Annotated in this window: 22 protein-coding genes; 18 read left to right on the top strand and 4 right to left on the bottom strand. The window is 41.4% G+C overall.

Translation table 11 applies throughout. The annotated features are described in order from the left end of the window. Positions 1 to 30 precede the first annotated feature (30 nt). On the bottom strand, positions 31 to 420 hold the full coding sequence (locus tag B3600_RS03985; protein ID WP_286752141.1) for a DUF1398 domain-containing protein: 390 nt from the start codon (positions 418 to 420) through the stop codon (positions 31 to 33). 157 nt (positions 421 to 577) lie between these two features. Here B3600_RS03985 and B3600_RS03980 point away from each other — a divergent pair, with 157 nt between their 5' ends. Next, complete coding sequence (locus tag B3600_RS03980) at positions 578 to 1,153, top strand: Crp/Fnr family transcriptional regulator (RefSeq protein ID WP_075992974.1); 576 nt, start codon at positions 578 to 580, stop codon at positions 1,151 to 1,153. Positions 1,154 to 1,259: 106 nt separating this feature from the next. Here B3600_RS03980 and B3600_RS03975 read toward each other — a convergent pair whose 3' ends face one another. Beyond that, the gene (locus tag B3600_RS03975; RefSeq protein ID WP_286752140.1) at positions 1,260 to 2,165 is read right to left on the bottom strand and encodes a helix-turn-helix domain-containing protein; all 906 of its coding nucleotides are present in this window, start codon (positions 2,163 to 2,165) and stop codon (positions 1,260 to 1,262) included. Positions 2,166 to 2,322: 157 nt separating this feature from the next. Here B3600_RS03975 and B3600_RS03970 point away from each other — a divergent pair, with 157 nt between their 5' ends. The 16 genes from B3600_RS03970 to B3600_RS03895 all read left to right on the top strand — a co-directional run bounded on the left by B3600_RS03970 (position 2,323) and on the right by B3600_RS03895 (position 17,434). Beyond that, positions 2,323 to 3,144: an SDR family NAD(P)-dependent oxidoreductase gene (locus tag B3600_RS03970; protein WP_286752139.1), complete on the top strand. Its 822-nt coding sequence runs from the start codon at positions 2,323 to 2,325 to the stop codon at positions 3,142 to 3,144. Positions 3,145 to 3,248: 104 nt separating this feature from the next. Further along, positions 3,249 to 3,788 carry a carboxymuconolactone decarboxylase family protein gene (locus B3600_RS03965; protein WP_248931796.1) on the top strand — a complete coding sequence of 180 codons (540 nt, stop codon included), beginning with the start codon at positions 3,249 to 3,251 and terminating at the stop codon, positions 3,786 to 3,788. Between the two features lie 177 nt (positions 3,789 to 3,965). Continuing rightward, positions 3,966 to 4,790: an SDR family NAD(P)-dependent oxidoreductase gene (locus tag B3600_RS03960; protein WP_286752138.1), complete on the top strand. Its 825-nt coding sequence runs from the start codon at positions 3,966 to 3,968 to the stop codon at positions 4,788 to 4,790. 130 nt (positions 4,791 to 4,920) lie between these two features. Beyond that, complete coding sequence (locus tag B3600_RS03955) at positions 4,921 to 5,727, top strand: helix-turn-helix domain-containing protein (protein ID WP_286752137.1); 807 nt, start codon at positions 4,921 to 4,923, stop codon at positions 5,725 to 5,727. 243 nt (positions 5,728 to 5,970) lie between these two features. After that, positions 5,971 to 6,414, top strand: coding sequence for a carboxymuconolactone decarboxylase family protein (locus B3600_RS03950; protein ID WP_286752136.1), 444 nt, complete (start codon positions 5,971 to 5,973; stop codon positions 6,412 to 6,414). 307 nt (positions 6,415 to 6,721) lie between these two features. Beyond that, positions 6,722 to 7,636: an oxidoreductase gene (locus B3600_RS03945; protein WP_286752135.1), complete on the top strand. Its 915-nt coding sequence runs from the start codon at positions 6,722 to 6,724 to the stop codon at positions 7,634 to 7,636. A gap of 10 nt (positions 7,637 to 7,646) precedes the next feature. Next, a complete protein-coding gene (locus B3600_RS03940; protein ID WP_075992969.1) occupies positions 7,647 to 8,621 on the top strand; it encodes an SDR family oxidoreductase in 975 nt (324 codons plus the stop codon). Between the two features lie 29 nt (positions 8,622 to 8,650). Further along, positions 8,651 to 9,454, top strand: coding sequence for a helix-turn-helix domain-containing protein (locus B3600_RS03935; RefSeq protein ID WP_286752134.1), 804 nt, complete (start codon positions 8,651 to 8,653; stop codon positions 9,452 to 9,454). A 310-nt stretch (positions 9,455 to 9,764) separates the two neighbouring features. Next, complete coding sequence (locus tag B3600_RS03930; protein ID WP_286752133.1) at positions 9,765 to 10,322, top strand: hypothetical protein; 558 nt, start codon at positions 9,765 to 9,767, stop codon at positions 10,320 to 10,322. Between the two features lie 147 nt (positions 10,323 to 10,469). Then, positions 10,470 to 10,943 (top strand): Dps family protein, encoded by a 474-nt coding sequence (locus tag B3600_RS03925; protein ID WP_286752132.1) that lies wholly within the window; start codon positions 10,470 to 10,472, stop codon positions 10,941 to 10,943. A 71-nt stretch (positions 10,944 to 11,014) separates the two neighbouring features. Next, positions 11,015 to 11,710, top strand: a complete 696-nt coding sequence (locus B3600_RS03920) for a LytR/AlgR family response regulator transcription factor (RefSeq protein WP_286752131.1) — start codon at positions 11,015 to 11,017, stop codon at positions 11,708 to 11,710. Positions 11,711 to 11,786: 76 nt separating this feature from the next. Next, a complete protein-coding gene (locus tag B3600_RS03915; protein ID WP_286752130.1) occupies positions 11,787 to 13,979 on the top strand; it encodes an ATP-binding protein in 2,193 nt (730 codons plus the stop codon). Positions 13,980 to 14,158: 179 nt separating this feature from the next. Continuing rightward, positions 14,159 to 14,980: an alpha/beta fold hydrolase gene (locus B3600_RS03910; protein WP_286752129.1), complete on the top strand. Its 822-nt coding sequence runs from the start codon at positions 14,159 to 14,161 to the stop codon at positions 14,978 to 14,980. 339 nt (positions 14,981 to 15,319) lie between these two features. Then, positions 15,320 to 16,366, top strand: a complete 1,047-nt coding sequence (locus B3600_RS03905; RefSeq protein WP_286752128.1) for a cupin domain-containing protein — start codon at positions 15,320 to 15,322, stop codon at positions 16,364 to 16,366. 97 nt (positions 16,367 to 16,463) lie between these two features. Further along, a complete protein-coding gene (locus tag B3600_RS03900; RefSeq protein ID WP_286752127.1) occupies positions 16,464 to 16,925 on the top strand; it encodes a redoxin domain-containing protein in 462 nt (153 codons plus the stop codon). 2 nt (positions 16,926 to 16,927) lie between these two features. After that, positions 16,928 to 17,434 (top strand): DsbA family protein, encoded by a 507-nt coding sequence (locus tag B3600_RS03895; RefSeq protein WP_286752126.1) that lies wholly within the window; start codon positions 16,928 to 16,930, stop codon positions 17,432 to 17,434. Between the two features lie 69 nt (positions 17,435 to 17,503). On the opposite strand, the gene B3600_RS03890 is transcribed toward B3600_RS03895, so the two are convergent. After that, entirely contained in the window at positions 17,504 to 17,842 is a 339-nt protein-coding gene (locus B3600_RS03890) for a winged helix-turn-helix transcriptional regulator (RefSeq protein WP_286752125.1), read from the bottom strand. A 103-nt stretch (positions 17,843 to 17,945) separates the two neighbouring features. Here B3600_RS03890 and B3600_RS03885 point away from each other — a divergent pair, with 103 nt between their 5' ends. Then, the gene (locus B3600_RS03885; RefSeq protein WP_286752124.1) at positions 17,946 to 18,692 is read left to right on the top strand and encodes an SDR family oxidoreductase; all 747 of its coding nucleotides are present in this window, start codon (positions 17,946 to 17,948) and stop codon (positions 18,690 to 18,692) included. 143 nt (positions 18,693 to 18,835) lie between these two features. Here the strand turns inward: B3600_RS03885 and B3600_RS03880 are convergent, their stop codons facing one another. Further along, a complete protein-coding gene (locus tag B3600_RS03880) occupies positions 18,836 to 19,588 on the bottom strand; it encodes an SDR family oxidoreductase (protein ID WP_201668105.1) in 753 nt (250 codons plus the stop codon). Positions 19,589 to 19,603 lie beyond the last annotated feature (15 nt).

Here is a 19,603-nt window from a genome sequence, read left to right as displayed (position 1 = left end):
CGATGTGTATTTGCGCAATTGCGGATCGTGTTACTGCGGTATTTCTTCCACCAGAATTTCATTCCCGGCATTATCATAATACGCGCAGGTCATCTCGTCAAGAAAGACAGTCCATTTTTCGATACCACACGTTGCGCACATTGCCATAAAAGTGGGGTAATCTGTTTTGCCCTGTTGATGCTCTTTTAAACCTTTTTTGAACTGTTCAGCGTCAACAGTACCACCAATAGTTAATGGTTCATGACTAGCTGGTGAGCTGGTTTTGTAATGATTATCACCATAATAATCAGCGTGCCCATCTGCAACAAAAACGTCGTAAGCGGTAACCCCTAATTTTTTGATCTCCTGGATATAGGCAGGAAAGTCCGCGCCTGATTTTACTTGGCTATGCGCTGTTTTAATTTGTTCTATTGTAAACATATTTTCTTGATTTACAGTGTTAACCCCTCTCAAATAGCCTCCCATTTGGTAGTTAAGTAAATAAACTAAAGAAACAAAGCGCCAACTGAGGTTGCACAAGTTATCTTATTTTTTATTATCTTAATTGAACTAAAGATAATGAAACAGACGTACAATAATGCTTGAACAGTTCAAAAAACACCTGGATAAATTTATAATAATTTCCAACGATGAATTTGTCGATATAACCGGATATTTTGAGCGGCAGCGCCTTAAGAAGAAAGAAAACGTATTGACCGAAGGGCAGATCTGCAAATCAAGTTATTTTGTACTGGATGGAATTCTGCGAAAATTTTTTATCAATGAAAAGGGTGTGCAGCAGACAACTGAATTCGCCATTGAAAACTGGTGGATGACAGAGACCTTCTCTTATATCAATCAGACCGCGACAGAATTTTACATCCAGGCTGTACAGCCTACGGAAGTGCTGGTCATTCGCCAGCATGCCTTCGATGATTTGCTGGAAAAGCACCCGGTCATGGAGAAGTATTTTCGCATGGTGTACCAAAAAGCGTATGCTGCAGCACAGATGCGTGTGAAGATGCTTTACGAGCACTCCAGGGAGGAGCTATACCGTCAATTCCTCAAAAATCAGCCTGCATTCCTCCAGCGCGTACCTCAATATCTCGTGGCTTCTTACCTGGGCTTTACACCCGAGTATCTCAGCGAAATCCGCAAAAAGAATTTTTCTTAAACCCGTTTAGGTTTTTCCGGCTCTCCATTTTTCAAATTTGTAGTATCAAATTAAAAAATAAGAAACATAGAAAAACGTATGAACATCAGCACCCATAATTATGAAATCAATTCTTGGCTTCTTTAAATTGGGCAGGTGTAACACCTACCAATTTTTTAAACAAACGGGTAAAATATGAAGGGCTTTCAAATCCCAGATTATAGGCTATGCCCGAAATGTTGCTGTCCGATCCCAGCAATAGATTTTTCGCCTCTTTAATCAGGTAAATATGGACATGTTCGAGAGCGGTTTTTCCGGTTTCCTGTTTAAGAAGATCGCTCAGATACCTGCTTGATAGAAAAAGTTCTCCCGCAAGGTAATTTACGGTGGGCAAGCCTCCTTTAAGGTGTATCTTGCTATCAAAATAGTTCTGTAATACTGTCTGGAACCTTTTTAGCGTGGTTCCCGAAACGTTATTACTTCGATCCACAAACTGTCTTTTATAAAAGCGGTCGGAATATTTTAGGATGGAATCAATATGTGACAGTATAATTTCACGGCTGAATTCGTCGGAGTTTTCGTCATATTCCTTGCGTATTTTTTCATAGAGCTCCCACATGATAACCTCCTCAGCAGGAGATAGGTGCAGGGCTTCATTTATTTCATACTCAAAATAGCCGTAGTTTTTGATTTGCTCATGCAGAATATGGCCGGCCAGATAATCCTCATGAAAAAATATAACAAAACCCTTTTCTGCAAACTGTACATTACTGACCTCAATAATCTGCCTTGGCTTCATAAAAACGGTAGATCCATTACTGTGGTCGTATTTCGTTTTGCCATATAGCACATAGCCCGATTTGATCTTTTTCAGAGCAACCATATAAAAGTCTCCGGTGAACCTGTCTTCTCCGACCGAATAGGTCATAAGTTCTTTACAGGTCATCAGGCTCAATAGTGGATGCTTCGGAGTTTCAAAACCACTTTTTTCATGAAGTTCGGTTATGCTTTTATAATGATTGATCTTTTCCAATGTCTCTAATTTTAGGAATTTGCTTGTTGAAATGTTTCAAAATTACATTTTCGTAAATCTGTGCTATTCTTCCGCTGATATGGAGTAGAGCAGAGGCCGGTTCTGGATATAACTTTGTCTTATCAAAATAACAAATAATAATTTAAACAATAAAAACATGGCAAAGACAATTTTTATAACAGGAGCAACTTCAGGATTTGGAAAACTTTGGACAGAAGCACTGTTGCAACGTGGGGACAACGTGGTCGCAACTTCCAGAAAAGCGAATGCTTTTACAGCATTATCAGAAAAGTATGGCGATCAGTTATTACCGTTACAGTTGGATATTACCGATAGAGAAGCTGTATTTGCTACCGTAAACAAAGCAAAGGAACATTTCGGTCAGCTTGATGTGGTGATCAACAATGCAGGGTATGGCGTTTTTGGTGCAGTGGAAGAAATCGGTGAAAAAGTAGCCCGGGATGTTTTCGATGCAAATCTGTTCGGAACACTATGGGTGACACAGGCAGCACTGCCAATCCTCAGAGCACAGGGACATGGGCATATCATCCAGCTTTCAAGTGTACTGGGCGTATGGAGCCTTCCGACCTTAGGCATTTACAACGCTACAAAATTTGCGGTGGAAGGCCTCAGTGAAGCGCTGGCCAGCGAGGTAAAAGATTTTGGCATCCATGTAACGCTTATCGAACCAAATGGCTATAAAACAGAATTTGGAGGAAGTTCGGCAGTTTTTGGCGATTCGCTCGATGTTTATAATCCGCTGAAAGAAGGCCTAACTAAAATTGAAGGACTTGGCCCTACTGATTACGGTACTCCGGAAGCTACTATTCCGGCTATATTAAAACTGATTGACAGTGAAAATCCGCCGTTAAGATTATTCCTGGGCAAATTGGGTTATGTCAAAACAGAAAAGGTGTATGGTGAAAAACTTCAACAGTGGAAGGAATGGAAGGATGTTTCAGAAGCAGCGCACGGGTAATCCCGTGCTTTTTTACACATTTGGGATTTTTGTCTTTAAAAGATCAGTCGTTAGACGGGGATGAAATTGAAAGATTCAAGTAAACAATAATAAATAATAAGAATATGAAAACTATTACAGTTCCAAACAAAGAACAATTGAGCGAAGAAGCTCAGGTCATTTTATCATCAGTAGAGAAAAAAATGGGCAAGATCCCGAACCTTTATGCTACTATAGGATACTCTTCATCAGCTTTAAAAGCGATGCTGGAAACAGAAGCAACCTTAGCGCATCATTCTTCTTACACTGCAAAGGAAAGGGAAGCGATCAACTTGGTTGTGTCACAGGTAAATAATTGTGATTACTGTCTTGCTGCACATACCATGCTGGCTAAATTAAATGGTTTTAGTGAGGAGGACACTTTAGCAATCAGAAAGGGAGGTGTCGAAGATATTAAATTGGATGCCATCATCAAACTTGCGCAATCGATCGCAAACAATAAAGGTAATGCCGGAAATGCTGCAATGGAAGGCTTCTATAAAGCTGGTTTGGATGAGAAAGCGCTCGTAGAACTTACAGCCTTGGTTGCCCTTAGAAGTTTTACGAATTATGTTTTTGCAAATACCCAGATCCCGATTGATTTTCCGGTAGCGAAAAGTTTATAATAAGTGTTTTAATTGACGTGTTGGTGAGAGCTTCTTTTAGAAATTGAAGGAGCTCTCTTTTTAACTAAGGTGTAGAGCTAAAGCTATATCGTAATTATGTGCTATTCTTCAGCTGAAATGAGTTAGTGTATGAGTATGGATAACGATAATTTTGGATTAACAAAAAAAGAAAAAATAATGAGCAAAATAATTTTTATAACAGGAGCTTCCAAAGGATTTGGAAAATTATGGGCTGAGGCCTTACTTAGAAGAGGCGATAAAGTTGCTGCTTCCGCTAGAAATATTGAAGTGTTGCAGGATTTAAAAGAGAAGTATGGTGACAGCATTCTTCCTGTGAAACTGGATGTTAACAACCGTACAGAAGTTTTTGAAGTTGTGGAGAAAGTAGAAAAACACTTTGGAAGAATTGATGTTTTGATTAATAACGCTGGTTTTGGTTTATTCGGAACGACGGAAGAAACAACAGAACAGCAGGCGAGAGACCAAATGGAAACCAATTTTTTTGGTTCACTTTGGGTAGCACAAGCAATTTTATCGGTGATGAGAAAACAAAGAAGTGGGCATATCATTCAAATTTCCAGCTTTTTGGGATTAACGACGCTACCGCTTTTAGGATTGTATAATGCTTCAAAGTTTGCCGTCGAAGGATTAATTGAAACGATTGGTTCAGAAACAGCACATTTGGGAATAAAAACAACATTAATTGAACCCAATGGATTTGCAACGGACTGGGCAGGAGCTTCAGCGGTGCAGACTTCTTCGGATATTACCGATTACGATCCAGTACGAGAGGCATTTGCGGAAACAGGGGACAATCCTGATACATGGGGAAAACCTGAATCGACAGTAGACCCAGTTTTGAATCTTATTGACAATCAAAATCCTCCACAAAGATTGTTGTTCGGTAAAATTGCATATCACGTGGTCAATGAGGTTTACACCCAAAGATTGAAAGATATCCAAAATTGGAAAGAGGTGAGCATTGCCGCACATGGGCACTAGATTTATTAGGAATGATCCGCACAAAGAAATTGTTTTCTTGCTACAGTTGTACTGGTTTGCTTTTCTAGCTTAACTTTAGAGAATCAGTTGTAATAGAAAGAGATTGTCGAACATTCTATAAAAGAATAAAATGAAACATTATAAAACCCCTACAGAATTGCACAGCGGAAATGGCTGGGACGCTCCGGAGCATCCGCTCTTCAGTATGATTGGCTGTCAGGCGGCCTGTCCGCTGGGAAATAGGGAATTTACCACAGATTGTTACATCATCGCTTTCAAAAGAATAAAATCAGGGATGTTTATGTACGGACGTACAAAATACGACCACGATAATGGCTGTCTATTTTTCGCCAAACCACGGCAGATCATTGAAATGAAAGACCTTGAATTTGAAGAAAAAGGCTATATGTTGATGATTCACGAAGAATATCTGAACGGTCACGAGCTCTTTAAAAGCATTAACAATTATGGCTTCTTTGACTACGATGTAACGGAAGCGCTGCAACTTTCTCCAAAAGAAGAGCAGATTATTCTGGATCTTCATGCGAAAATTAAGGGTGAATATTTTAATAATCCCGATGAATATAGCCGTGAGATTATCTTGAGTCATATATCATCGATTTTGAAATATGCACAGCGTTTTTACAAAAGACAGTTTGTCGACCGAGAACAGGTTATTGGAAAAATAGCAGCAAGATTCAATGATATCCTTAAAAAATATATTGATGAAGGAGCTCTGGAAAAAAACGGATTGCCAAGCGTTACCTATATTGCCGAACAGCTGTTTATTTCGCCACGTTATTTAAGTGACGTACTAAAACAGGAAACAGGTAAAACTGCTTTGGAACTCATCCATATATTTTTGACTTCGGAGGCTAAAAATCTACTGAGATTGGGAGAGAAGGGAGTTGCGGATATAGCCTATCACTTAGGGTAGCAAGGGGTGCAAAGGTCCACGCAGCTTCTGTGGAGTAGGACATATCGATTATAACGTCTTCGACTGGAAATCAGCAGGCAGAACTTTCCTTCTATCTGTAGGTGACGCTCTGTAAGCACGGATCGGGTATATTGGATGAGGTATCTCAGCGAAATCCGCAAAAAGAATTTTTCTTAAACCCGTTTAAGTTTTTCCGGCTCTCCATTTTTCAAATTTGTAGTATCAAATTAAAAAATAAGAAACATGGAAAAACGTATCAACATCAGCACAACGGAACCACTGGCATTCAAAGCAATGTTGGGGTTGGAAGGTTATATTTCGAAAATTGAGATCGCGCAAACGCTTAAAGAGCTCGTCAAAATCCGTGCATCACAGATCAACAATTGTGCGTACTGTATCAGCATGCACACCAAGGATGCCATTAAAAATGGTGAAAAACCGGAGCGTATCTTTTTGTTGAGTGCCTGGAGGGAAGCTACCAAATTTTTCACCGAGGAAGAGCAGGTCATATTGGCAATGACGGAGGAAATAACCCTTATTCACCAGCAGGGATTAAGTGAAGAAATCTACAGTAAGGCGTCCCGATTTTTTACTGAAAATCAGATTGCTCAGATCATTATGCTCATCGTGACCATCAATGGTTGGAATCGGATTGCCTTGAGTACGCATCTGCAAATAGAAGATTAGAGTTCAGGAATACAGGGAGCTGTAGCAATAAACCAGAAGTATTCCGTTAGCTCCCTCTATTTAAAAATTCCTAAAGGACACAGGCATATCAAAACAGGGCATTTAAAAGATTTGATCGGCAGTAATATCCAAAAATTAGGGCAAGGCCGGGTAACAGCATTGGAACGGAAGGAATTCTGGTACAACATCGCAAACCTTCGGAATAGAACGGAAAGGTGAACTCCACAACAAAGAAAAATTGAACTTCACAACAAAACGGCGTAATAGCTATTCCACGAATTTTGTAGAAGAATAAAAACAAAGGGTTATGTGGACAAAAAATAATATACCTGATTTATCAGGTAAAATAGCAATCGTGACCGGATCAAACACGGGCATAGGGTTTGAAACAGCAAAAGCATTGTATGCAGCAGGTGCACAGGTGACCATCGCTGCACGAGATGTACAAAAAGCAAAAAATGCGATCCAAAAAATCCAATCCGACACGCCAGGCACCGGAACATTGGACTATGGAAAACTCGACCTTGCAAACATTGGACAGGTTCGGGAATTTGCAGATCTCTTTATGCAAAAGCATACAAAACTGGATATACTCGTCAACAATGCCGGAGTAATGGTGCCCCCAGCTGCTAAAACGGATGACGGATTTGAATTGCAGTTCGGTGTAAACTTTATGGGGCATTTTGCGCTGACAGGATATCTGCTGCCGATACTTAAGCAGACCGCCAACGCCCGGGTAGTGACACTTTCCAGCGGGGCGGCTACGTTGGTGGATAGCATAGATTTTGACAACCTCAGATTGGAAAAGAGCTATGACGAATGGCGTGAATATGCCATAAGCAAGCTGGCAGATATCTTGTTCAGCTATGAGCTGGACAGGAGATTCAAAAATGCCCGTATGTCAGCGATTGCTGTGGCGGCACACCCGGGTGTTACGCGCACCGATTTACAGCGGAATATACCGGATGAAAATCTGGAAGGCATGTTTGCTGGATTTGATCAGGTGATGGATCCCTGGCAGGGAGCTTTGCCCAGCTTATTCGCAGCGACAGATGCGTCGGTTGAAGGCGGGAAATTTTACGGGCCGGATGGTCCGAAAGAATATGCGGGATATCCGGCGCTATCAAATCATCACACCACAGCGATGACCGATGAAGTGCTTGCCAAAAGGCTGTGGGATTATGCGGAAAACGCCATACAATTGACCTACAAATTCAAATAATTGATCCGAAATGAACAATCAAACAGTTTTAGTAACCGGTGGTACCGGATTTTTAGGCGTTAATACTATTCTTGCACTACTTGAGCAGGGATTTACCGTAAGAACAACACTACGCACGCTCGCCCGTAAGAACGAAATCTTGGATGCGCTGAGCGAAGGCGGCATCAGCACGTTTGATCAGCTATCTTTTTATCAGGCCGATCTGCTTTCCGATAGCGGATGGGACGAAGCGGCGCAGGGATGTGACTATGTCCTGCATGTGGCCTCGCCATTTTTCGCCGAGCAGCCCAAAGACGAAAACGAGCTGATTATACCTGCCAGAGAAGGTACATTGAGAGCCTTGAAAGCCGCGAAAAGGGCAGGCGTCAAACGTGTCGTGCTCACATCCTCTTTTGCTGCGATCGGTTATAGCATCGATCCCAAAAATCATGTTTTTACGGAGCTCGACTGGACCGATGAAAACGCACCGATACAGGCTTATATAAAATCAAAAACAATTGCAGAAAAGGCCGCTTGGCAATTTATGGAGGATGCAGCCACAGCTATGGAGTTAACGGTCATTAATCCCGTCGGAATTTTTGGCCCCATCCTCGGCGGTATTTCCTCGGCCTCGCTGGATACTGTCGTTAGGGGTATTGTTGACGGACTCGTCAAGGAAAATGCACCATTTACATTTGGTGTGGTAGATGTTCGCGATGTCGCTGATATCCATATCAAAGCGATGTTACACCCTGAAGCGGCCGGACAGCGATTTCTGGCAACTTCGGAAGGGGCTATGTCTTTTTATGATGTAGCCGAACTGATCAAAAAGGAACGCCCAAAACTGGCCGGAAAAATTGCTTTTCTGCAGCCTACACCACCCCAAGAGTATACAAAGATGTCCAACAAAAAAGCGACAGAAATGCTCGGCTGGCACCCGCGTGCGAAAGAACTGGCGATACTTGCAAGCGTGGACAGTTTAAAATTTTGTCAGGTACAGGATTAAACGTTAGGGATCGGTATATTTGGTAAACCATGAAAGTAAACAACATCCAATCCTGTCACCTGGGTCCGGAGATCTCCCCCGAAAACTATATACCGGAAAACTATTTTCTATATTTATTGAAGGGAGATATGAAGGCTTATGACGGCGAAAAAAACTACAGCATGAAACCGGGCGAATATTGTATCGCCCGGAAAAATCATTTGGTACGTTATACAAATTATAAGGACAATGATGAATTTGAAAAAATCATCATTACCCTGGATGAGGAATTCCTGAAGCGCTTTCTTGAACGCCATGTTTATGAAATTCGGCCATCAGCCATCGGCGACTCCTTTATTTTCATACCGGAAAATAGGTTTATTAAGAATTTTATAACATCCCTGGAACCGTATTATACCGGCGATCTGGAGATCAGTGCAGATTTTGTTGATGTCAAGAGAGAGGAATTACTGATTATTCTGTTAAAATCGAATCCTGACCTCATTCATATATTGTTCAATTTCTCGTTACCTAATCGGATTAATTTAAAGGAATACATGAACAAAAATTTTAGGTTTAACATCAGCCTGCAAAAGTTTGCATTTTTTACGGGGAGGAGCCTATCGACCTTCAAGCGGGATTTTCAGCGTGTATTCGGAATGGCTCCGGGCACCTGGCTCAAGAGAAAAAGATTGCAGGAGGCCTATTTTCAAATTGCCGAGCAATCCAGAAAGCCGAGTGATGTCTACCTTGAAGTAGGTTTTGAAGATCTGTCGCATTTTTCTTTTGCGTTCAAGAAAGAATTCGGAAAGACACCAAATGAGATAGCAAAGCCCGTTTCAAATGGGATTTAATAACAAGTAGCAAAAGTCCAACTATAAAAAACCTCCCCCTGACATTTCATCTACAATGCTGTTCTTGATGCTGAAATAATCGTTAAGGAAACCATCAGATTGCAGAAGAACATTTACTGACACCCTGAACGTAAAAAACATAGAGCCGCCGCGCGCTTTGCAGATTACTTCATCCTTCATCGCCTCAACGATTAATATTCCCTTTTTAACGATACTTTATGCCCGTCCGATGGATAGTAAATTCGGCGGACGGTAAATAGGCCTAGATTTACATCAGTAAAATAAAACAACCATTTAAAAAAACAGTATTATGGAAATTATTCAAACTCCAGAAAACGCATTGTCACATTCAGCAGTTACAGCAATCATCCATGCACCAATTGAGAAAGTAAATATTGCCGATTGGTTATTGAACCTACCCGACGCAGAATATCAGCGATGCTCTACCCAACATATCGGTGCAGCAATCTCCACAACATTTGACGGAGAACCGGTTTCACTGAATGTCGAAACAATAGGAGATGCCTTAATGGTACAGCATTACGTAGCTATTGTCCATGAGCCGGATTACTGTCGGATGCTTTCGATTTCAGACTCGATCACCAAAGGAGGCCGTACAAAAGTTCAGGTGCTTTGGGAGCTTAAGGCCACCAAAATTGATGACAATACCTGTCTATACACCAATGAGATCCATGCAACTGCTACTCCTGAAATGCTGGCCTATATCAAAGAAAATGGCATAAATCTTTCGGATGCAGCTGCAGCAAGACAGGCCGCTTCGGATGCACACAACCATGAGGAGACTCCGAACTTTGCTAAAAGTCTCGAAAATAAAGCCCTTACAGGGAAATACAACCAACCTTTTTAAAATTTCTTTAAAAAGGAAAATACATTATTTGACAAATTAATCTGTACCTGGGCATTCGCGGAGCTGGTAGAAATGAAGTTTTATGGAATGCTAAAAGATCAGATTACTTATAAAATATAATTATCAAACACTCAATTTATAAATACCATGAAAGCAAACATTGGAATAAACGAAGCAAGTACAGATGCTGTTGCTGCACAATTGGCAAAATTATTGGCTGATTTAACTGTCCTTTATATCAAGACCCGAAATGCACACTGGAACGTTACGGGAGACAATTTTCACGCAAACCACATCTTCTTTGAGGAGCAGTACAAGCAGTTGGACGAACTTATTGATAGCGTTGCAGAACGCCTTCGAAAAATCGGGCATTATGCACCAGCAACCCTGAAGAGCTACCTGGAACTGACTCACCTTACCGAGTATAGTGACAGGACGAATGATGGTCTTGGCTACATGAAAGACCTGCTGGCAGACCACGAAAGTATCATTGAATTTTTACGCGGAAATATTACACCTTTTGCCGAGGAATATAAAGATTATGGAACCAGCGACTTCATTACGGGACTGATGGAAAGCCATGAGGAGATGGCATGGATGATCCGTTCCTATTTTAGATAGGAGCTATTGGTTAGCGATAAAAAAAGAAAGTAATAAGTATATTTGTCATATTAACATATATACTTATTACTATGAAAGCTCTGATTGTTGACGATAATGATATTGCAAGAACGACCTTGGCCCATTTGGCAAAGCAGGTTCCGGATCTTACCATCGTGCAGGAATTTTCAAACGCTATGGAGGCCTACCATTTTATTCAGAAAAACGAGGTTGACCTGCTCTTTCTGGATATTGAAATGCCTGAAATGACAGGTATTGAGCTTACCAAAAGTTTATCGGGAAAAGATACAATCATCATTTTCACTTCCTCCAAAAAGGAATATGCGATCGAGGCTTTTGAGCTTAATATCGCGGATTATATTTTAAAGCCCATTTCTCCTGTCCGGTTTTTACAGGCCGTGGAGAAAGCTCAGTCAATCCTGGATAGCAGAAAGGATAATGTGCATATCAGTAACGATGAATTTTTGTTTGTCAGAGATGCTAACGTGACGAGGCGCCTGAAGCTTGAAGATATCTTTTACGCTGAGGCAATGGGAGATTATGTAAAATTTTACACAAAAGAAAAGATGTTTGCCATTCATGGCAAGATGAAAACTGCGGAAGAGCGTTTACCGAAGAAAGATTTTATCAGAGTGCATCGGTCCTTTATTGTATCTATCAGTAAAATAGATACCTTACAGGACGGTGGTATTGTGATAAACGGTACATTCATTCCGGTAGCAGATGCATACCGTAAGGCTTTAAATACAAGAATGAATGTATTTTAAATCACCTACTGTTTTTCTTCTTAAGGTATTACTTAACCAATCCTCTTAACTTTTGTTTATGACAAGTAATTCTATAATGAACAGTAAACGGTTTAGCTACTTTATAATTCTGACATTTATAGCGGGAACAATACTGCTGATTGCTGTTCAGATCAATTCGGCCAGAAATACAGAAGCACTTATCCATAACAATAACACACTGCTGAACGAGCTGCGTGCGAGCAATCATCTGCGCGAAATCGACCGCGATATCCTTGGTGTGGAAAGTAGGATCAGAGCATCAATAGCCACCAACGATACGACCCATCTGGAAGGGATCGATAAAAAGATAAATCAGATCGAGAACTTTCTGGATTCCTTGTCCAGAGATAATTCCGATCCTGTTGAAGAAAAGCTGATACAACGGCTGGGCGTCCTTGCAATGGACAAAAAAATAGTCCGTGATCAGCTTTTGGCACGGTATCTTTCTCTTGGAAACATGGATGATCAAACCTCAATTGCCAATCCAAGAGCCCGAATCATTTCAAACGAAATTACGGGAATAACAGCGAAGATCTATAAAAGTAGGCAGCTGCACATGAGTGAGCTCAGCTTGCAGAGTGAGGAAATGGGCAGAAAAGCACGGCTATACGATATTTCCCTATTGGTTTTATTGATTTTGAGCGGTTCGGTAGTCGGTTTCCATATCCTACGCCAGTTCCGCCGGCAACGTGTGCTGATCGAGGAACTGGACGCTGCGGAAAAGAAAGCTTCCATTGCAGCGCAGACCAAGGAGAACTTCCTTGCCAATATGAGCCACGAAATCAGAACCCCGCTCAGTGGAATTCTCGGATTTACAAACCTGCTGCAAAAAAGAAGTCTGGACGCGACATCTTCTGAGTTTGTATCATCCATTCAACAATCAGGAGAGAATTTGATGACGATCATCAACGATATTTTGGACCTTTCCAAAATCGAGGCTGGTATGATGCGCATCACTGTCGGTACATTCAGTATCAGTGGGTTGTTAAATTCTGTAGAAACATTTTTTGTTCAACGGGCAAAAGAAAAAGGGCTTTCGATTTCAAGTAAGGTCGATGTCTCCATTCCCGATACACTGACAGGGGATGCAACCAGGTTAACCCAGATTTTGGTAAACTTGATTGGAAATGCCATTAAATTTACCAAACAGGGCAGTATACATATCGAAATTTACCAAAAGAGCAGGAGCGAAAAGGAAGTTGTGGTTGGATTTGTCGTCACAGATACAGGAATTGGAATTGACAAGGAAAAACTCAATGAAGTGTTTGAACGCTTTAATCAAGGCGAAGATTCCATTACCCGCAATTATGGCGGAACAGGACTCGGCTTGTCTATCGTAAAAAACCTCGTACTGCTCCAGCATGGCGACATTGAAGTACAGAGTGAGCAGGGAAGCGGCACAACGTTCAAGTTTTTTATTCCTTACGGTATAGCGCAAGAGCAAATAGTAATAGCACCCGTGGCTCATACTGCTTATTTTAAAGATCAATCCAATGTACCGCTTCATATTTTGGTGGTTGATGATAATATGATGAACCAGAGCCTGATGAAGCATTTGCTCGGACAATGGAATGTAGATTTTGACATTGTTTCCAATGGACAGGAGGCCGTTGAGTATCTAAAAAATAATCACGCCGACCTTGTGTTGATGGATTTACAGATGCCACAGATGGATGGTTATGCTGCAACGCAGCACATCAGGGAAGTGTTGCAATTGGATATTCCGATCATTGCCATGACTGCGCATGCTTTGGCAGGTGAACGAGAAAAATGCCTCAGCAGAGGAATGAACGAATACATTTCCAAACCCATCAATGAAGAAGAGCTCTTTAAGCTTATTTCACATTTTGGCATCAGATTCCAGCCTACAGTGCAGTTTGAAGAAATTGCGGATAAGGGGAAGTTTACTTATTTGGACCTTGCTTACATGCATTCGGTAAGTAGGGGGGACAGCGCTTTCGAGCGGACAGTCACCCGCCAGTTTATCGACAAAGTTCCAGGCCAGCTTCAGGAGCTAAAGGCCGCTTACGCAAGTCAGGACTTCTCCAGATTTAAATTAAGAGCACATGATTTTAAAACTAGCGTCGCCATTATGGGATTGCTTCCTGTGCTTGATGATAAGCTGGGAATACTTGAACTTACAACCGAACAGAACACCTTATCGGAAGGTGTTTTGACCGAAGTCGTGCAGATCCTTACCGCAGCCGTCGAAGAAGCTCAACGTTTATTAGCAAGCTATACGGACTAAGTTCTACATGAACAATAAGTAATTGAAAGATCATCAGGTCATGCTTGATGATCTTTTTTGTTGTCTATTTAACGACTCATTTTGCCCATTCGTCGAATGATTTTTGAAATTGGCTAATTGTTCGTGTAGTTTTATGGTAGCAAAAAGAAAATACATATTAACATTTAAACCAAATAGCTATGAGCACTTTAAAACTAAAAGACGGAACAGAAATTTTTTACAAAGATCAAGGACAGGGTCCAGTATTGATGTTTCACCACGGCTGGCCATTATCTTCTGATGACTGGGATGCACAGGTGATTTTCTTCCTACAGAGAGGGTATCGCGTAGTCACTCATGACCGGAGAGGGCATGGCAGATCGAGTCAGGATATTTATGGACACACCATTGAGCAGTACGCTGCTGACACTGCCGAACTTGTTGAATTCCTTGATCTCAAAGATGTCATTCATATCGGTCACTCAACAGGCGGAGGTGAGGTCATTCGTTACGTGAACAAATATGCTAATGGAAGAGCAAAGAAAGCTGTACTTATCAGTGCTGTTCCTCCGATCATGGTACAAAATGAAAGTAACCCCGATGGTGTGCCAATGGAGGTATTCGATAATATCAGGGATCAGACTTTGAACAATAGACAACAATTTTATATCGATCTAACACTTCCTTTTTACGGTTATAACAGAGCGGGAGCCGATATTAAGGAAGGAATTCGGAGAAACTGGTGGAGACAGGGTATGATGGGGGGAATTGTTGCCCATTATGAGGGTATCAAAGCTTTTTCTGAAACAGATTTCACAGAAGATTTGAAAGCAGTTGATATTCCTGTCCTGGTGCTGCACGGTGAGGATGATCAGATTGTTCCTTATGAAAATGCCGGCGTTAAATCTGCTAAACTCTTAAAGAACGGAACGTTGATTACTTACCCGGGGTTTCCCCACGGTATGCCTACGACTGAGGCTCCTACGATCAATAAGGATATCCTAGCTTTTATTGAATCCTAAAACAGCCGTACCAAAAAGTATAAAAAAGTGAGCTCCATGGCTCACTTTTTTTGTTAAGGAGCAATTAAGAATGGTACCTCAATTTTATAAGCCTTTCAACTAAACAAAGTTTTATTGCGCTAATGAACGAGTACCATGCTATCTCAATAGATCAACTTTTTAAAAAATAAGTCTAAAAGCTACTCCAATTCATAATAATGTGAATGACGAATGTTTTGTTACATGACTCGTTCAACGATCATATTTGCCTGTTCACCGAAAGCCAGTATCACTCGCGTCCTTTCTTCGGTAAATTTACTTTAGTAACAAACAGGAATATCAATCGTTAAAAAGAATATTATGAAAACGACATCATTAAGCTTCAAGTATGAATTAGAAAAAAAAGAACCACGCACAAATGATGGTGGTACCACCAGAGGTGCTTCTGTAACCGACTTCCCGGCTTCTATCGGAATCGCGGGTGTGTCGATGCGATTACAGCCGGGCAGTATGCGAGAGCTCCATTGGCATGCAAATGCTGCTGAATGGGCCTACGTCATTTCAGGAACCGTTCGTACGACCATTATTCATCCGGACGGTCATAGCTATACCGACAATTTTGAACCGGGTGATGTATGGTATTTTCCTAAAGGTTATGGACATTCGATCCAGGCAACAGGAACTGAAGAGTGTCACTTCATCCTGATATTTGACAACGGTAATTTTTCTGAAGACCACACGTTTAGCGTAACTGACTTCGTTGCCAGTATGCCTCCAGAAATTGTCGCACAGAATTTGGGGTTGACATTGGAAGAAGTTGCTGTACTGCCGAAAAAAGAAGCCTATTTCGCCGCCGGTATTGTCCCGGATGAATTGTCATTTAATGCCACTGCAAGACCAGATGAATCAGACATAGAACTTACTAATCTACACCGTTACCCGCTTCATGCTCAACAGCCTAGAGTCATTCCCGGGGGTGGTATTCAGCGACTGGTTACAAGTAAGGAGTTTCCGATCAGTACGACCATGGCCGGTTCTGTTCTTGAATTGCAGCCTGGGGCACTTCGGGAAATGCACTGGCATCCGAATGCCGACGAGTGGCAGTATTATATTTCGGGCCAGGCGCAGATGTCTGTTTTTCTTGCCGAGGGTACTGTAGTCACCGAACAGTTCAATGCAGGTGACGTAGGCTATGTACCTATGGGAGCTGGACACTACATTAAAAATACGGGTGATACGGTGTGCCGTGTTCTTATCGGATTTAACAGCGGGAAATACGAGTCTATTGATCTGAGCGAATGGCTTTCGGGCAACCCTAAAGATGTGGTGGTGACAAACTTTGGGCTTACAGATGGCGAGATAGAAAAATTTCCAACAAAAAAGATTTTTATTCAACCTAAAAAGTAAATCTTATGCTGCCGGAAAAAGAAGGTTTTTCTACGAGCGTTCTTTCTACCGGTAGCGGCATTCATATTGCCTATATCAACTATTAATCAATAAAATTATGTTAGAACAAAATACTGTTGCACCTGATTTCACATTATTTGCAACACCAGACCAGAAAATCACCTTATCCGAATTTAAGGGTCGTAACGTGATCTTAGCATTCTATCCTGCCGATTGGAGTCCAGTCTGCAGTGATCAGATGGCACTGTACAATGAAATGCTCAAGTACTTCAAAAAGTATGACGCAGAATTGTTCGGAATCTCCGTGGACAGCAAATGGTGTCATCTGGCTTTTTCGCAGTCCCGTAACCTACACTTTCCGCTACTTGCAGACTTTGAGCCAAAGGGTGGGGTAGCAAAGAAATACGATGTCTATAATGAGCATGAAGGTCAGTGCAACCGCGCACTTTTTGTAATCGATAAAGAAGGTATCATCCAATGGAGCTACAAATCACCGACGGCGGTAAATCCCGGTGCAGATGGAATATTGGAAGCTCTTGAAAATCTTAAAATAAAATAGTTATGTCATTAAAAATACCTGTCAGTACAACTGACCACGCCCAAGGCAATCTAAATGCCAATTTAATTATCGTAGAGTATGGTGACTATCAATGTCCTTACTGTGGAGCCGCTTATTCGGTGCTAAAGAAGCTCTTGAAAAAATTTAGTGGAGAGGTGAAATTTGTATTTAGAAACTTCCCACTTTCTGAAATGCATGAATACGCGCTTCCGGCCGCGATCGCTGCAGAAGCTGCGTCTTTGCAGGATAAGTTTTGGGAAATGCACGATGCCATTTACGAAAATCAGCGGAACCTTGACGACCAGTATCTTTTTACAATAGCGGAAAAAATAGGATTAGATATAGAAAAGTTTAAGTCCGATATACAAAAAGAGGAGCTGTTGAATAAAATAGATGCCGATTTTCAGGGCGGCGTTATCAGCGGGGTCAATGGGACACCATCGTTTTATGTTAACGGCAAGAAGTTCAACGCTGGAGCTGAAGACCTTTTCAATCTTTTTGTTAGATAACTGGCTAAGCATTTCATATGTACTACCAGCATCAGCATTTTAGCTGATGGTAGTACATAGAATACAATTCTAAACCTTATCGTCTACAATCATTTTTCGGTGTTCTCTACCCCAGTTAATCATTTCCGAAATAATATTCCCGAAAGTCCTGCAATATGCAGTGGGTTCATATTCAATTAAAACAGGAATATCGGGATAAACAGTCCGTTTAACCAACTTATTTAATTCCATATCTTTCAGCTCTTTTGAAAGCATTCTTGTGGTAATCCCGGGGATACTTCTTTCAATTTCGCGAAAACGTCGGTTGCCGTTGCAAAGCGAATTAATGACAGGGATTCTCCACTTACCTCCAATGAAATAAAGGGTGTCCTGCAACGCTCTAAGTTCTTCTGTCTGATCTCTTTCCATGGTTACAAAGTTAAGTGATATAATGTATGATACTGATATACTCGGTTATACTGATAACAAAAGTATACCATTTCGCTGATAACTTTGTAGAAAAATTAAAGAAATGAAAAAGTTGAGTAACAAGTTAGCCATTGTAACAGGTGGAAATAGCGGAATAGGCTATGCCACCGCAAAAGAGTTAATCGCCGAAGGAGCCAAAGTCATTATCACCGGAAGACGAAAAGAGGCCATTAAAAAGGCGGCAGAAGCGTTAGGGGCTATTTCTTTTGTGGCGGATCAGGGGAAGTTGGAAGATATTGAAAATTTCAGAAACCATGTTGAAAAGGAATTCGGAAAAATTGACATCCTGTTCATTAATGCAGGCATCACCGGAAGTTTAGGTCCAATCGAACATATGAGTGCCGAAAATTTTGACAATGTAATGGGTATTAATTTCAGAGGAGCTTATTTTACTTTGAGCAAATTTATTCCCCTGTTGAACGATGGTGCTTCAGTGGTATTTCTTTCATCCAACGTCGCGACCACCTCTAAACCAAATAGTTCGATTTACCAGGCAAGCAAAGCAGCATTGAATTCCATTGCGAAGACCGCTGCTGCAGAATTAGCACCAAGAAAAATCAGGGTAAATTTAGTAAGTCCTGGGCCTACAAAAACAGAGATTATGACAAAAGCAGGGTTGGACGAAAAAACATTGGAAGGTCTTGATGAATGGTTAATCAGCGGAATCCCTTTACAAAAAATGGGAACTGCTGAAGATGTTGCCAAAGCTGTTATTTATCTGTCAGATAACCATGTGGCAAGTTTCATGACCGGAACGGAAATCCTTATGGATGGTGGAATGGTTTTATAATTGGGGCCTTATTTTTTGGAATGTAAGTGCTGGAACCTTGAAAAAATTCCAGCACTTTCTATGGATATACACCAACTACCGAACGTATCGATCTATAAGATATCCAGCTCAGCAAAGCTCGGTGATTTCTCTTTTCTGATGGCTTAAATCACAGCTGTATTTAGTGCCCAGTCCTCAAAATGAACCTTGCCGGCACAATATGCTCCAGCAGGTACGAGCAATGATTTAGGAACAACAAGATGCATATATTTGCTATCGTCGTCAGAAACTACCCTTATGTGATTCCCGGTGATCGCGATATATTTCGCGACAAAATCGTCCATATTGGCCTTTATAGGCCCCGCAATCTCGACCGTGCCATTTTTAGGCTCCTCGAGTGCAAACTGCACAATGTAGTCTGTCACATCTTCCAGGGCAATGGGTTGGTAGTCGATCTTGGAAACAAATACCTCGTCACCCTGACCCTGAACGGCAATGATGGCATCAGTATGCTCATAAAACTGTGTCGAACGAATGATGGTATAAGGTATTCCGGAGTTTTTGATATTGTCCTCCTGATATTTCTTGGCGCGAAGATATCCGATCTCCAGCGCATCGTCCGTTCCGACAATGGAAAGTACGAGGTGATGCCTGATGTTTGCCGTCCGCTCCGCTTTTACCAGATTCTTTCCTGCGGTCTGAAAAAAGTGGATTGCATTTTCTTCTTCAGGAGAGGAGGAATTGGATAGATCGATGACGATCTCTGTATTTTCCAGGGCCTGGGAGAGACCTTCTCCCGTCATGAGATCCACGCCATGTGAAGGCGAACCAATGATTACCTGATGACCAAGGTTTGCCAGTTTTTTTGTGACCAGCCTTCCAGTAAGACCTGTACCACCGATTACTAAGATTTTCATAGCTAAACTATTTAA

The sequence above is a fragment of the Sphingobacterium sp. UBA2480 genome, assembly GCF_002341965.1.
GTDB classification, from domain to species: Bacteria; Bacteroidota; Bacteroidia; order Sphingobacteriales; family Sphingobacteriaceae; genus Sphingobacterium; species Sphingobacterium multivorum.
Note: the sequence above shows the minus strand (reverse complement) of the source record. Positions and strands in the feature narration are given on the sequence as shown.